General features: G+C 60.2%; 12 protein-coding genes. 4 read left to right on the top strand and 8 right to left on the bottom strand.

Translation table 11 applies throughout. The features are described 5' to 3' along the window. Nucleotides 1–4 precede the first annotated feature (4 nt). The 3 genes from LH464_RS14225 to LH464_RS14215 all read right to left on the bottom strand — a co-directional run bounded on the left by LH464_RS14225 (nt 5) and on the right by LH464_RS14215 (nt 3165). Nucleotides 5–886, bottom strand: coding sequence for a carbohydrate ABC transporter permease (locus tag LH464_RS14225; protein WP_226787059.1), 882 nt, complete (start codon nt 884–886; stop codon nt 5–7). Continuing rightward, nucleotides 883–1809 (bottom strand): carbohydrate ABC transporter permease, encoded by a 927-nt coding sequence (locus LH464_RS14220; RefSeq protein WP_226787058.1) that lies wholly within the window; start codon nt 1807–1809, stop codon nt 883–885. The genes LH464_RS14225 and LH464_RS14220 overlap by 4 nt, the downstream gene beginning before the upstream one ends. Nucleotides 1810–1908: 99 nt before the next feature. Next, nucleotides 1909–3165, bottom strand: a complete 1257-nt coding sequence (locus tag LH464_RS14215; RefSeq protein ID WP_226787057.1) for an ABC transporter substrate-binding protein — start codon at nt 3163–3165, stop codon at nt 1909–1911. 232 nt (nt 3166–3397) lie between these two features. On the opposite strand from LH464_RS14215, the gene LH464_RS14210 reads away from it, so the two are divergent. Beyond that, entirely contained in the window at nt 3398–4447 is a 1050-nt protein-coding gene (locus LH464_RS14210; RefSeq protein WP_226787056.1) for a LacI family transcriptional regulator, read from the top strand. A gap of 18 nt (nt 4448–4465) precedes the next feature. On the opposite strand, the gene LH464_RS14205 is transcribed toward LH464_RS14210, so the two are convergent. The 5 genes from LH464_RS14205 to LH464_RS14185 form a co-directional block, all read right to left on the bottom strand. Next, nucleotides 4466–5971 (bottom strand): tripartite tricarboxylate transporter permease, encoded by a 1506-nt coding sequence (locus LH464_RS14205; RefSeq protein WP_226787055.1) that lies wholly within the window; start codon nt 5969–5971, stop codon nt 4466–4468. 9 nt (nt 5972–5980) lie between these two features. After that, nucleotides 5981–6442 carry a tripartite tricarboxylate transporter TctB family protein gene (locus LH464_RS14200; protein WP_226787054.1) on the bottom strand — a complete coding sequence of 154 codons (462 nt, stop codon included), beginning with the start codon at nt 6440–6442 and terminating at the stop codon, nt 5981–5983. A 99-nt stretch (nt 6443–6541) separates the two neighbouring features. Beyond that, nucleotides 6542–7525, bottom strand: a complete 984-nt coding sequence (locus tag LH464_RS14195; RefSeq protein ID WP_226787053.1) for a tripartite tricarboxylate transporter substrate-binding protein — start codon at nt 7523–7525, stop codon at nt 6542–6544. A 213-nt stretch (nt 7526–7738) separates the two neighbouring features. Beyond that, a complete protein-coding gene (locus tag LH464_RS14190; RefSeq protein WP_226787052.1) occupies nt 7739–9115 on the bottom strand; it encodes a sigma-54-dependent transcriptional regulator in 1377 nt (458 codons plus the stop codon). Continuing rightward, nucleotides 9112–10938: a sensor histidine kinase gene (locus LH464_RS14185; RefSeq protein ID WP_390624983.1), complete on the bottom strand. Its 1827-nt coding sequence runs from the start codon at nt 10936–10938 to the stop codon at nt 9112–9114. Before LH464_RS14185 ends, LH464_RS14190 begins: the two co-directional genes overlap by 4 nt. 203 nt (nt 10939–11141) lie before the next feature. On the opposite strand from LH464_RS14185, the gene LH464_RS14180 reads away from it, so the two are divergent. The 3 genes from LH464_RS14180 (at nt 11142) to asnB (ending at nt 15107) form a co-directional block, all read left to right on the top strand. After that, nucleotides 11142–11618: a DUF4126 family protein gene (locus LH464_RS14180; protein WP_226787051.1), complete on the top strand. Its 477-nt coding sequence runs from the start codon at nt 11142–11144 to the stop codon at nt 11616–11618. Further along, the gene (locus LH464_RS14175) at nt 11576–12985 is read left to right on the top strand and encodes an FAD-containing oxidoreductase (RefSeq protein ID WP_226787050.1); all 1410 of its coding nucleotides are present in this window, start codon (nt 11576–11578) and stop codon (nt 12983–12985) included. Before LH464_RS14180 ends, LH464_RS14175 begins: the two co-directional genes overlap by 43 nt. 106 nt (nt 12986–13091) lie before the next feature. Further along, complete coding sequence (asnB, locus tag LH464_RS14170) at nt 13092–15107, top strand: asparagine synthase (glutamine-hydrolyzing) (protein ID WP_226787049.1); 2016 nt, start codon at nt 13092–13094, stop codon at nt 15105–15107. Nucleotides 15108–15132 lie beyond the last annotated feature (25 nt).

The raw sequence follows: 15132 nt of genomic DNA, 5'->3' as shown, positions 1-15132 counted from the left end.
GCGATTATCCCTTGACTGCGCCGGCCATCAGGCCGCGCACGAAATAACGTCCGGCGACGATATAGACGAGCAGCGTCGGCAGCGCCGCGAACACGGCGGCCGCCATATCGACGTTGTATTCCTTGACGCCGGTGGAGGATGAAACGAGGTTGTTGAGCGCTACCGTCATCGGTGAGGCACCGCCTGATGAAAACGAGACGCCGAACAGGAAGTCGTTCCAGATATTGGTGAACTGGTAGATCACGGTGACGACGATGATCGGCCCCGAATTTGGCAGCAGTATCCTCCAGAAGATCTTGAAGAACCCGGCGCCGTCGATCATCGCCGCCTTGACCAGCTCATCCGGGAACGCCTCGTAGTAGTTTCGGAAGAAGAGCGTGGTGAAGCCCAGACCGTAGACGACGTGGACGAAGATCAGGCCGGCCGTGGAGTTAGCCAGGCCGAATATGCCGAGCACCCGCGCCATCGGAATGAGCACCGCCTGGAACGGAATGAAGCAAGCAAACAGCATCAGTCCGAAGACGAGCTTGTGCCCGGGGAACCGCCACTTGGTCAGGACATAGCCGTTAAGTGCCCCGAGGATCGTGGAGATCGCCACGGCCGGCACGACCATCTTGATGGAATTCCAGAAGTAGCCCTTGATCCCTTCGCAGGTCACTCCGATGCAGGCCTCGCCCCAGGCCTTGTACCAAGAGGCGAGCGATGGCTGGCGCGGCAGTGCCAGCATGTCGCCGGCCCGGATCTCGTCCAGCGGCTTCAGCGAAGTCGTCAGCATGACGTAGAGCGGCAGGAGATAGACTGCCGCCAGTACCAGGAGCAACGCATAGATGACGATGCGCGCGGTGCGGGCAGAACCGCCGCTGACCGTTTCGGTGGCAGCACTCATGAGCGCTTCTCCCGCAGCTCTGAATAGAGATAGGGGACGATGATCGCCGTGATACCCATCAGCATCATCACCGCACTGGCCGAACCGACCGCCATCTGGCTGCGGGTGAAGGTGTAGGAATACATGAAGGTCGAGGGCAATTCGGTCGCGTTCCCCGGCCCACCGCCAGTCAGCGCGATCACCAGGTCATAGGATTTGATCGCCATGTGCGCGAGCACGATGATCGCCGACAGGAAGACCGGACGGAGCAGCGGAATGATGATGCGGCGATAGATAGCGATGGTGGGCGCGCCGTCGATCTGCGCTGCCTTGATGATTTCGCCGTCGATCCCGCGCAACCCGGCGAGGAACATCGCCATGACGAAGCCCGACGCCTGCCACACGCCGGCGATCACGACGGTGTAGATCGCCATGTCGGTGTTGACCAGCCAATCGAACTTGAAGCTTTCCCAGCCCAGATTGTGCATGGTCTTCTCCAGGCCGAGGCCCGGATTGAGAAACCACTTCCAGGCAGTGCCGGTAACGACGAAGGACAGCGCCATCGGATACAGGAATATCGGCCGCAGGATGCCCTCGGCACGGATGCGCTGGTCCATCAGGATGGCGATGCACAGGCCGATGGCGATGCACAGGCCGATGTAAAGAACGCCGAAGATCGCCAGGTTCTTGATGGCCATGTACCAGTTCGGCTGCGACCACAGGCGATAGTAGGCGTCGAAGCCCACCAGTTCGTAGACCGGCAGGATCCGCGAGCGCGTGAACGACAGATAGACCGTCCACAGGATGAAGCCATAGACGAAGATCAGGGTAATGGCGAAGGAGGGAGCCAGCACGATCTTCGGCAGCATGGAACCCAGCCGATCCACAAAGGAACGCCGATGTTGTCGTTGCTCCACGATGGGAACCGGTTCTATCGTTGTCATGCGCCACCTCCGGCCATGGTCCCGAATAATGATTCTGGGGTCCTGAGTTAGAAATGGCCGGGAGAGCCCGGCCATTTCACGATCCTGGGACGACAGTCTTTACTGCGCGGCCGCGATGGCCTTCGGCAGACGCTCCAGCGCCTGATCCGTCGTCAACTGGCCGTTCAGGTGCTGCGTGACGACGTCGAAAACGGCTTCCTTGACGGCAGACGGCTGGGCATGGCCATGCGCGAGCGAGCCGGCCAGCGTGCCGCCGGAAGCAGCATCAGCCAGATCCTTCATGCCCTTCTTGCCGCAATCATCGAACTCGGTGTCCGGTACATCGGTGCGTGCCGGAACCGAACCCTTGACCGTGTTGAATGCGATCTGGAAGGCCGGATCCTCGACAGCCGAAGCCATCTTGAGCTGCGCGTTGCGCTTTTCTTCACCGACATCGAACATCACGAACTGGTCGGAGTTGAAGAGAACCGATCCCTGCGTGCCGGGGAAGCGGATGCAGACAAAGTCCGTACCCGGCTTCTTGTCGGCGCGCAGCCATTCGCCCTTCGACCAGTCACCCATCTGCTGGGCGCCAGCCTTGCCCTCGATCACGAGCGCGGTGGAGAGGTTCCAGTCGCGACCCGAGAAGTTGGGATCAAAGTACCCACGCAGCTTGGTCATGTTGTCGAACACGGTACGCATGGTATCGCCCGAAAGCGCCTCGGTATCGGCGTCGATCACGGCCTTCTTGTAGAAGTCCATACCGCCAACCGACAACACCACGGATTCCCACAGCGTCCCGTCCTGCCAGGGCTGACCGCCATGAGCAAGCGGAACGAGGCCCTGCTCCTTGAACTTGTCGAGCAGCGCGATCAGTTCGTCGAACGTTTCCGGCGTCTTGCCACCCGCCTTGTCGAGGGCGGCCTTGCTGAGCCACAGCCAGTTCGTCGAATGGACATTCACCGGTGCCGCGATCCAGTTGCCTTCGTACTTCGAGAAGTCCTGCAGGGCAGCCGGGATGACCTTGTCCCAACCCTGTTCGTTGGCGAGATCGTTCAGGTTGCCCAAGACACCCATCTCGGCCCATTCCTTGATGTCGAACCCGAGCATCTGCACAGCAGTCGGCGGATCACCTGAGGTGACACGGGCGCGAAGCGCCGTCATCGCCTGCACGCCGGAGCCACCGGCAACCGGCATATCCTGCCAGGAGATGCCTTCCTTCTGCAGGTTTTCCTTCAGGACGTTGAGTGCCGCAGCTTCGCCACCGGAGGTCCACCAGTGGAGGACTTCAACGCTTTCCTCAGCCTTGACCGCCCCTGCCGTGAGCGCGATGACGGCAGCGCTGGCAGCCAGCTTCGTAACTGTTCTGATATTCATGAGACTCTCCCTCTAGATCCGGGCTCCTCTCCGGATATGAATTTATAACGATATAAATGCCGGAGCTGTCAACCCCGTCCTATTGGCGCCCCAGGCTTCCGAAAGGAAGCTAACGCATTGGATGAGCTGATAAAAAAATTGCCGGCGAAACCCTCAAGAATTGCCAGTGGAATTTATAACGATATAGTGGCAGCCCTAAACTCGGTACGGGTTGGGACGAGAGGAATCGTGGATGGCAGGCCGAGGGCGGCAAACTGATGTGGGCGCAACTGCTTCACAAAGAGGTTCGCACCTCACCGGAGACTCCAAGCCAACTCTGAGGACGCTTGCCGAACTGACAGGGCTTGCCGTCACGACCGTTTCGCGTGCCTTGGCCGATGCCCCGCAGATTGCTCTCGAAACACGGCTGCGGGTTCGTCAGGCCGCGGAAGAGATCGGTTACCTTCCGGACCGGGCCGCGCAAAGACTGCGCACGGGCCGCACCAACGTCATCAGTCTGGTTCTCGATCCGCACGAAGAAATTCTCGGCTACGCCACGTCGATGATCAACGGACTGACGGAGGCATTGCGGGGCACAGCCTACCATCTCGTCATTACTCCGCATTTTTCCGACACGCCGCAGATCGATCCGGTGAGCCACATCATACGCAATCGCATGGCAGACGGGATCGTGTTCACGCGAACCGAGCCGTCCGACGAGCGTGTGAAGCTGCTTCTGGAGAAGGACTTTCCGTTCATCTGCCATGGACGTACCGAACTGGCCACCGCGCATCCCTATGTGGATTTCGACAATTACGAATTTGCCTACCAGGCTTCACGGAAGCTGATCACCTCTGGGGCGCGAAAACTGTGCATCATCCTGCCCCCGGAGCGCTTCACCTTCGCTCACCACATGCGGCATGGATTCATGGCGGCAGTGCGTGAAGCCGGCATTCCTTATGACATTCCCGCTGAGGTTAGCCTGGACAGCAAATCGGACGAGATCCGTCAGGCCATCCACCGCCGTCTGGCATCGCCGGACCGCCCGGATGGCTTCGTCTGCGGCGGGGAAGTATCGGCCCTTGCCGCGATCGCGGCGACCTACGACCAAAACCTCGAACTGGGTCGCGACGTCAAACTCGTGGCGAAACAGACGTCGGGATTGTTCGATCAGATCCGGCCGCGCGTCGAGACAATCTATGAGGATCTCGCTGAAGCGGGGGCCACCATGGGCAGGCTTCTCCTGCGTCGGATCGCAGAGCGTCCGCCGGTGACAGAATTGCAGGCGCTCCATTCGATTTGAAGCGCCTGCAATCGAAGCTTAGTCTTCTTCCTGGAAGACCTTGTCGCGTTTTGCCCTAACGCTCGGCAGGAACACGACGACCAGCACGACAAAGGCGATGAACAGCAGGGTAGCGCTGATCGGCCGCGTGACGAAGGTCGTCGGGTCGCCGCGCGACAGGATCATCGCGCGCCGGAGGTTTTCTTCCAGCAATGGCCCGAGAACGAAGCCCAGCAACAAGGGTGCAGGCTCGCACCGCAATTTCACCAGGACATAACCAATCAAGCCGAAGAAGGCGACGGCGTAGAGGTCGTAGACGTTCGAGTTTACGCTGTAGACCCCGATCGAGCAGAAGGCCATGATGATCGGGAACAGCACGTAATACGGGATCGTCAGTAACTTTACCCATAGTCCGATCAGCGGCAGGTTGAGGACGACCAGCATAAGGTTGCCGATCCACATCGAAGCGATGATCCCCCAGAACAGGGCAGGCTGCTCGATCGCCACATTAGGCCCCGGCACGATACCCTGAATGATCATGGCGCCAATCATCAAAGCCATGACCGGGTTCGCCGGGATGCCGAGGGTCAGCAGCGGAATGAACGAAGTCTGCGCACCCGCATTGTTGGCCGATTCCGGCCCGGCCACACCGGCAACCGCCCCATGGCCAAACTCTTCCGGTCTGTCCGAAATGCGCTTTTCCACGGTGTAGGAGGCAAACGAAGCCAGGATCGCACCGCCGCCAGGCAGGATGCCGAGCGCCGAACCAATCGCGGTGCCGCGAAGGATCGGCCCGATCATCTGCTTGACGTCGTCCTTGCTCGGCAAAAGGCCGCTCACCTTCGCCATCAGCAGTGATCGCGTCTTTTCCCCCTCGAGATTGCGCAGGATTTCGGCGATACCGAAAACCCCAACGGCAACCGCTACGAAGTTCAAGCCATCCGAATACTCCCGGATGCCAAGGGTGAAGCGTGGCGTTCCCGTGTAGATATCGGTGCCGACAAGGCCGAGCAGAAGGCCGAGAGCCACCATGGCGAGTGCCTTGATGACGGAGCCGTGAGCCAACGCGATGGAGGATACAAGACCGACGATCATCAGCGAGAAGTATTCGGCAGCGCCAAACCGCAACGCGATTTCAGTGAGCGGTGGTGCGAAGATGGCGACAAGGAAGGTGGACACCGTGCCGGCGAAGAACGACCCTATCGCAGCGATTGAGAGGGCTGCACCCGCCCTGCCCTTCCGGGCCATCTGGTAGCCGTCGATCGCAGTGACGGCAGACGACGATTCACCGGGCATGTTGATGAGGATCGCAGTCGTGGAACCGCCATACTGCGCACCATAGTAGATGCCGGCCAGCATGATCAAGGACGATACCGGCTCGAGCTGGAAGGTTATCGGCAGCAACATTGCAATCGTTGCCGTCGCGCCGATACCGGGAAGAACCCCGATGAGGGTGCCGAGAAGCACGCCTATCAGGCAGAAAAAGAGGTTTTCGATCGAGGTGGCGGTCGAAAAGCCCAATGCGAGATTGCTCAGGAATTCCATCTGCCTCTCCTAAAACTCAAGCCAGGGGCCGAAACGGCGGAATGGCAGACCTAGCCCGTAGCTGAAGACGAGCACCGAAAAAATCGTCAGGCCCGTCGCCAGCACAAGAGCGGTGAGCGGACGCATTCGTCCCGACGCAAACGCAGCGATCAGCGCGGTCAGGAACAATGACGGCACGAAACCGAGCCCTCTTACGGTCAGGCCGAAGAAGATGGGGGCCGGCAAAATGAACATGATGCCGCGCCAGGCGATAGGACCGATCCCCTCCCCCGTCACACGGATGGACTGGAAGAAGATGATCGCGCCAAATAGTATCAGCGCGCAGGCAAGCACAAAGGGGAAATATCCCGGCCCCATGCGAAAGGCCGTGCCCAGATCCAGGCTGAATGCCTGGAGAGCAAAGAAGATGCCGAGACCTATGAACAACAAACCGCAGATCAGGTTTGTGCTGTCGAACTTGAGGGATTTCATGATCACTCCGCTAAGCAGGAAACGGCGCGTCAGTGCGCGCCGCAAAGCCGGTCCTCATCGCCACTTGCGACAAGGACCGGTACCAGCAAGATGTATGCCTTAGTCGGCGTACTGACCGGCAGCCTCGATAACGGGCTTCCAGCGAGCAATCTCGCTTTCAAGCTTCGCCTTCAGCGCATCCGACGTGGCATCGTTTTCAGGCGACGGCTCGGTGCCGAGTTCGGCAAAGCGTGCAGCGACATTCTCGTCCTTGAGGGCGACCTGCAGCGACTTGGTCAGACGAGCCATCGCATCCGCAGGCGTGCCCTTCGGCGCATAAACGCCGTGCCAGATACCGACCTGGAAGTCCGCAAGACCACCCTCGGCAGCAGTCGGGACGTCCTTGAGAACATCGAGACGCTCAGGAGAGGTCACCGCATATGCCTTGATCGTGCCACCCTGGATCTGCTTGGTCGTATTGGTGGTCTGGTCGCACATGATGTCGACTTGACCGCCGAGAAGATCCGTCATGGCGGGACCCGTACCCTTGTAGGGCACCGTCACGAGCGGTGTCTCGATCGCGCTCATGAACAGCATTCCACACAGGTGGGAGGCAGCGCCGATACCGGCGTTGGCAACGGTCACGGTGTCCTTGTTTGCCTTGGCGTATTCGATCAGACCCTTGAGATCCGTCGGTTCGAGATCCTTGCGCGTTACGATCGTCATCGGGACGTCGGTAACAAGGCCGACATACTCGAAAGCATTGAGCGTATCGTAGGGCAGCTTGCGGTACAGCGTGGCGCTCGTTGCCATGCCGATATGGTGCAACAGAATGGTGTAACCATCGGCGTCAGCGCTGGCCACGCGTGCAGCACCCAACGTACCACCGGCGCCGCCGACGTTCTCGACGATCACCTGTTGGCCGAGATCGTTGGACATGGATTCAGCGACGAGGCGGGCTACCGTATCGGTCGGACCACCTGCGGCGAACGGCACAATCATCGTGATCGTCCGCTCGGGATAGGTCTGCGCGATGGCCGCGACGGAAACGAGGGAAGCAGCCGCAAGCGCGGTAGCGCCAAGAATGGCGTTCAGTATTTTCATCGGTCTCCTCCAAGATGAAATATGTCGGTCCGCACAAGCTCCTCTAGCGCAAACCTCAACTGGACCTTGTTGCCGCATTCGCGCGAGACGCAATTCCTCCGAAAGCGAAAGACGCACGATTAACGACATCGCACCGTAGCATGGGTGGATTTGGAAACAACGCCCTTAACTATTGTGTGGGAATCCACCCAGTAGTTAAGGGTCCGGTGAAATTCAAATGTCCCGATCTTCATAAAGGACATGATCCGGGCCGAGCATCTTCTTGTCCAGGCCGTATTTCTGCATTTTCTCATACAATGTCTTGCGGGAAATACCGAGTGTCTCATAGACCGGTCTCAACGCTCCGCGATGCGCAGAAATTGCACCGGCAATGATGCCGCGTTCGAAGGCGGCAACTTTGTCCGCAAGCCTGCCGCTGTCCTCCCGGCCAACCGCTGCGCCGGTCTCGCCAGGTCCCCAATCCAGCCCCAGAACCAGCCGATCAGCGGCATTGCGCAGTTCGCGAACATTACCGGGCCAGTCTCTCTGCGCGATATTAGATATGACATCCGCGGAGACTTCATTGTCCTCCTTGCCGTAGCGCGCGGCTGCCTCTCGTACCAGTTGCAGGAAGAGAAGCGGGATGTCCGTTCTGCGCTGCTCCAGCGACGGCACGTGGATCGTCGCTACATTGAGGCGGTAAAGCAAATCGGCGCGGAACCGGCCGGCTGCCACCTCCGCCTGCAGGTCGACCTTGCTGGTCGCGATGAAGCGGACGTCGAGAGGAACGATCTCGTTCGAACCAAGGCGGGTTATGACCCTTTCCTGCAGGACACGCAGGAATTTTGCCTGCAGATCGAACGGCAGCGAGCCGACCTCATCCAGCAAGATCGTTCCACCTCGGCCATGCTCGAACTTGCCATAGCGCGCCCGGATCGCGCCTGGGAACGCGCCAGCTTCATGCCCGAACAATTCGCTTTCGATGAGGTTTTCCGGAAGGGCGGCGCAGTTGATGGCAATGAATGGACGGTTGGCGCGCGGGCTGATGTCATGCAGCGCGCGCGCCACGACCTCCTTGCCGACGCCTGTATCGCCGATGATGAGCGTGTCGGCCTCGGTCGCTCCGATAGCCCTTATCCGGTACCGGAGTTCCACCATCGTCTGCGTCCGCCCGGGCAATCGCGCCTCCAGATCGTCACGCTTGCCGGCGACGGCTCGTAGCCGGCGGTTCTCCAGCACCAGTCCACGCCGGTCCATCGCCCGGCGGATGACGCCCGCAAGATGTTGTGGCGTAAACGGCTTCTCGATGAAGTCGTAGGCACCTTCGCGCATCGCCTTGACGGCGAGCTGCACATCGCCATGCCCCGTTACAAGAATGACCGGGATTTCAGAATCGATTTCACGGATTCGATGCAACAGCGTCATTCCGTCTATCCCCGGCATGCGGATATCCGTGACGACGACGCCATTGAAACTGTAGCCGATCAACTCGAGGACATGGTCCGCGCTGGAGAAGGCCTGGACGGTAACCCCGAACAGCTCCAGAGCCTGCACCGTCGAAAGACGCAGTTCTTCTTCATCGTCTACCAGGAGGACTCTCTGTTCGCTCATTCCGCAGCCTTAAGGGCAACTTCAGAAGCGACGTCAAGCTCGATGCAAAAGACAGCGCCCCCTTCAGGGTGGTCCGAGACCGTCAGGCTGCCTCCGAAATCCTTCACGATGTTATAGGAAATCGATAGACCAAGCCCGAGCCCCTTGCCGACGCCCTTCGTGGTGAAAAAGGGATCGAATATCCTTTCCCGAATGGCGGCGGCAACGCCCGCACCGCGGTCGCGGACGAGGATCGCAACCCTGCCCCCTTCTCGCTTCGCAGACAGCGCGATCGTGCGTTCGTCCAGTCCCTCGATCGCGTCGGCCGCATTCGTGATGATGTTGACCAGGACCTGCTGCAACCGGATGGCACCTGCCCGCACCGGCGGCAGATCCGGCGCAAGATCCACATCGACAATGGCGTCGGCGGCGTTGAGCCGCGCAGCCACGATCTCCAGCGCATCACGCACGACCTCATCGAGCGCGACCGCCCCGAGCTTTTCATTCGGCTTGCGCGCAAAGTTCCGCAAATGCCGGCTGATCGACGCCATGCGGTCGATCAACGCGGAGATCCGCCGGACATTGTCGCTCACCTCGTCCAGACGACCACGCTCGATCAGGACGGCGGCGCTCTCCGCGTAGGTCTTGGCTGCAGCCAGCGGCTGGTTGAATTCATGCGAGAGCGCAGCCGACATCTGGCCGAGCCCCGCAAGCTTTCCCGCCTGAATGAGATCGGCCTGGGTCTGGCGGAGGCGCCGTTCCGTCAGACGCCGCTCGGCGATCTCTTTTTCGATCCGGCTGTTGACGCGGGCAAGGTCTGCTGTTCGCTCGTCAACACGTCGCTCAAGCTCGTTCTTGGCTTCCGCCTGCAACTGGATGCGTTCGTTGAGACGGACGCGACGTTGCAGGATGATGGCGCAGAAAAGCGCCGCAAGGCAGAGGAAGAGAAGGATAGCCGTGATCGTCGTCTTCGTCTGGGCGCGGACGGTTCCCGTGTCCATCAGCACGTTGACAGTCCAGCCAGCATCCGGCATCGGCGCGGAAACGACAAGGTATTCCCGCTCTGCCGTACCATCGACAATCGTCATGCTGCTATGGCCGGCATAGACACCGCGTCTGAACGGCAGTTCGCGAAGCCAGGCGTCGGCATAGCGGCGGGAAACCTCCGTACGCGCCAGACGCTCAGGCGTCAGTGGCTCGATCGCCGCATAGAGCCATTCGGGGGACCCGGTCATGAAGATGATGCCTTCAGGATCCGACACGAATATGCGGCTGTCCCCGCCGCTCCACGAGCGCTCGATCGCATCGATATCGACCTTGAAGACGATGACGCCACGAACCTCACCGTTCATCCGGATCGGAGAGCCAAAATAGTAGCCTCGTTTCAGGGACGTGGTGCCGAGCGCGTAGAACCGTGACTGCTTTCCGTCGGCAGCATCCTGGAAATAGGGGCGATAGCTGAAATTTTCTCCGACGAAGCTTAGCGGATCGTCGTAATTGCTCGCCGCGATCGTCTCGCCGTCGAGCGTCATCACGTAGATGTCCGACGATGTCAGCAGCGCATTGATCTCCTTCAGGTAGGCGTTCGCCTGCGCCCTGAGTTGCTCATCGCGAGGGTTTTGGACCAGCTCCTCGATATTCTCCTGATCGGCAATCAGCGCGGGAAGCGCTTCGTAGCGCTTCAGGTGCCCTTCCAGTGCGGACACGGCAAGCCGGAGCGTTGTCTGCGCCTGGGTTGCGGCCTCGTCCACGTAACTGCGCGCAGCAATCCGCCCCCCGCCGAAAATTACGGCGATGGCCAGGACAAGAAACAAAATCAAAACAATCAAATGACGGCGTCGCACGCGGCGCTGGCTCCTCCAACCACGACGCGATCATAGATAAAGCCGCGGCGGTTGCCTATCCTTTCGCTGCTGCAGCAATCTCCGCTGATATTTTTCATGAAGCAGGCGTGTAACGACAACGCTCACCTTTGTTGCTTGACTCCTGCGATAGGCATGCATTCATCCGAGTTGCATCTCGAAAATCATTTTCTCCGGGGATCTTCATGATTTACTTGCTTGCATTTCTCATCGGAATAATCGCCGGCCTTCGCGCCATGACAGCACCTGCCGCAGTGAGTTGGGGAGCCTATCTTGGCTTTCTCGGACTAACCGGGACATGGCTTTCGTTTCTCGGCTCGATCTGGTCGGTCATGATCCTGACCTTTCTCGCCGTTGGCGAGCTCATTACCGACCAGTTGCCTTCCACGCCCAGCCGCAAGGTTCCGATGCAGTTCGGCGCGCGAATTGCATCGGGGGCACTCGCTGGAGCAGCGATCGGCGCCGGCTTCGGTCAGTGGCAGGGCGCGCTCGCCGCTGGCGTGGTGGGCGCCATCGCCGGCACTCTGGGCGGCGCTGCCTTGCGCTCGACTATGGCCAAAGCCTTTGGTCGCGATACGCCGGCCGCATTCATCGAGGATGCGATCGCAGTGATCGGGGCATGGGTGATCATCAAAACGCTGACCGGGCTGATCGTGTCATGAAGCATTTCGACGCGATCATCATCGGCACCGGACAAGCCGGCCCGTCTCTCGCCGGGCGTCTGACGGCGGCCGGAATGTCCGTTGCCATCATCGAGCGAAAACACGTGGGCGGCACCTGCGTCAACACGGGCTGCATGCCGACCAAGGCCCTTGTGGCAAGTGCTTACGCCGCCCACCTTGCCCGCCGCGCATCGGACTACGGCCTTGCAGTCGATGCGTTGCGGGTCGACATGCCGAAAGTCATGCAGCGCTCGCATCAGGTGACGCTGAATGCGCGCAACAACAACGCGACCTGGCTGAAGACGATGGAGCGCTGCACCTTCATCGAAGGTCACGCGCGCTTCGAGGATCCCAAAACCGTTCGAGTGGGTGACGAGCTTCTCCACGCTCCAAAAATATTCCTGAATGTCGGCGGCAGGGCAACCATTCCCGACTTTCCGGGGATCGACGAGGTTCCGTTCCTGACCAACAGCAGCATCGTCATGCTCGAACAGGTGCCACGCCACCTCGTCATCATCGGGGGCAGCTATATCGGGCTCGAATTTGCGCAGATCTATCACCGGTTCGGGGCAGAGGTCACGGTGGTCGAGAAAGGCGATCGTCTGATCGCCCGTGAGGATCCCGACGTATCGCAGGCGGTGCGTGAAATTCTCGAAAAGGAAGGCATCCGCATCCGGACCGGAGCCGAATGCCTTCGCTTCAGCCATCATCCCGAAGGCGTCGGGGTTGGCCTCGATTGCACTGAAGGAAGTCCCGAAATCATCGGATCCAACGTTCTGCTGGCAACTGGTCGCCGTCCCAACACGGATGATCTCGGTCTTGAAAAAGCAGGCATCGAGATCGATGACCGCGGATACGTCCGGGTCTCGGATGACCTTTCGACGAACGTGGCGGGGATCTGGGCGCTCGGCGACTGCAACGGCAAGGGCGCCTTCACCCACACGGCCTACAACGATTTTGAGATTGTCGCCGCCAATCTTCTGGATGGAGAAAGCCGCAAGGTCTCGGACCGGCTTCCCGGCTACGCCCTCTATATCGATCCACCGCTCGGGCGTGTCGGAATGACCGAGGCCCAGGCGAAGAAATCCGGAAAGAAGATCGTGGTTGGAACGAGGCCCATGAGCCGCGTCGGGCGCGCCATCGAAAAGGGCGAGACGCTCGGTTTCATGAAGGTCATCGCCGATGCGGACAGCCGCCAGATCCTGGGCGCCGCCATCCTTGGCACAGGCGGAGATGAAGCCATTCACGGCGTGCTCGACATGATGAATGCGGGTGCCACGTTCGACGCATTGCGATGGGCCGTTCCCATTCACCCGACCGTCTCGGAACTCTGGCCGACCGTCATTCAGGACATGAAGCCCGTTTAAGCTGCCGTTTACCGCGTTTGCGTTCCCGCGGTGGTCGCTCCGGGTCTTTAACCGCAATTGCATGGCTCCCTCATATGGTCTGCCCCGTGGATGGGGTTGGACAGGTATGTGCGGATTTGCGGGCTTCCTTGGCGAGGCCAATCTTGCAGATGGGCCAGAGCGGCTTCTGAGAGACATGACGGACGCGATAGCCCATCGCGGGCCGGACGGGAGAGGCACGTTCGTCACGCCTGGCGTAGGCTTGGCCCATGTCCGTCTTTCGATCGTCGGCCTGGCCGACGGCCAGCAGCCGATGGCCAATGCTTCAGGCGATATTGTCATCGCCTTCAACGGCGAAATCTTCAACTATGTCGAGTTGCGGGAGGACCTGAAGGCACGTGGATGCCGGTTCCGCACAGGAAGCGATACCGAGGTCCTGCTGCAACTTTACGAAACCTTCGGCGACGACTGCCTGAACCGGTTGAACGGAGACTTTGCCTTCGCGATCTGGGACGGTCGGCGTCGGCGTATGCTGTTGGCACGCGACCGAATGGGAGTGCGCCCTCTCTTTTATACGGAGAAGAACGGCGTCATCTATTTCGCCTCGGAAGCGAAGGCCCTGCTTGAAGTTCCAGGCGTCGAGGCCGAGATGGATCCGATCGCTCTGGACCAGATATTCACTCTGTGGGCGCCGATTGCCCCCCGCACGGCATTCAGGAATATTTTCGAGCTGGAGCCCGGCTGCGCGCTGACGATCGAAAACGGGCGCATGCATTCCCGAGCTTATTGGCACTTCCAGTTTCCCGCGAAGGGCGAACGATCCGGCGGGGACGATGAACGCCAGAAAGTGGAAGAACTCCGAGCTCTACTGACCGATGCAACGAGATTGCGCATGCGTGCGGACGTTCCTGTCGGCGCCTATCTTTCCGGCGGTCTCGATTCATCCCTGATAACTGCACTCGGCGCTCCCATGGCGCCGAATGGGCTCAATACGTTCTCGGTCACATTCGACAGCGCCGAGCACGACGAAAGTAGCTTTCAGCAAATGGCGGCGCGAGGCCTCGGCACGCACCATCGTTCGGTCGCTTGCGGTGCAGAGGACATTTCCTCGAGCTTTCCCGAGGTCATCCGTTTCACCGAACGACCGATCCTGCGCACCGCCCCGGCTCCCCTCTTCCATCTGTCCGGCCTCGTTCGCGAGGCAGGCATGAAAGTCGTTCTGACCGGCGAGGGTGCGGACGAGATCTTTGCGGGATATGACATCTTTCGCGAGGCACGCGTGAGACGTTTCTGCGCGCGTCAGCCGGAATCGCCGTCCCGCCTGCACCTCTTCCGCAAGCTCTATCCCTATCTGCCCGGCCTGCGCCACCAGACGACGGAATACCTCGCGGCGTTCTTCGGCACCGGCAACGATTTCCTCAACGACCCGCTATTTTCTCACCGTCCGCGCTTCCGCAGCACGGCGGCGACCAAGATCTTCTACTCGGACGATCTGCGCTCCACCCTCTCCGGCTACGATGCGATGGAAGACCTTGCATCCCGCCTGCCTGCTGATTTCGGCCGCTGGCATCCTCTCCATCAGAGCCAATACCTGGAAGCACGCTTCCTGCTGCCCGGTTACATACTGTCCAGCCAGGGCGACCGGATGGCGATGTCCCATGGGATAGAGGGGCGGTTCCCCTTCCTCGATCATCGCGTCGTCGAATTCGCGAACAACCTGTCCCCGGACATGAAGCTCAGGGGACTGCGTGAAAAGCACATCCTGCGACGCGTGGCCGAGGGACTTGTGCCGACGGAGATCATCGAGCGGCCGAAACAGCCATACCGCTCCCCGGACAGCAGTTCCTTTGTCGGCCTTGGTGAAAGCGCCTATGTGCGGGAACGTCTCGGCGAGACAGCACTCGCATCGACCGGTCTATTCAATCCAAGAGCGGTGTCCAAGCTGCATCAAAAATGCCGGGCAAACCCGGTTTCCGGCTTCCGAGACAACGCCGCATTCGTGGGAATATTGTCCGCGCAACTCTGGATGAAGAGTTTCACCGAAGGGCGGCCAGTGGCACGCCCGACGGATCTGCCAGTGGCATCCGCGGCAAAGCGAGGGACCGGCCACCAGTCCTGCTTGCAGCGCGACAACGACCAATAACGTCTGCGTGAGATTCCGCACCATT

This window comes from Pseudorhizobium xiangyangii, from assembly GCF_020531965.1.
In the GTDB taxonomy this organism is placed as follows: domain Bacteria; phylum Pseudomonadota; class Alphaproteobacteria; order Rhizobiales; family Rhizobiaceae; genus Neorhizobium; species Neorhizobium xiangyangii.
Note: the sequence above shows the minus strand (reverse complement) of the source record. Positions and strands in the feature narration are given on the sequence as shown.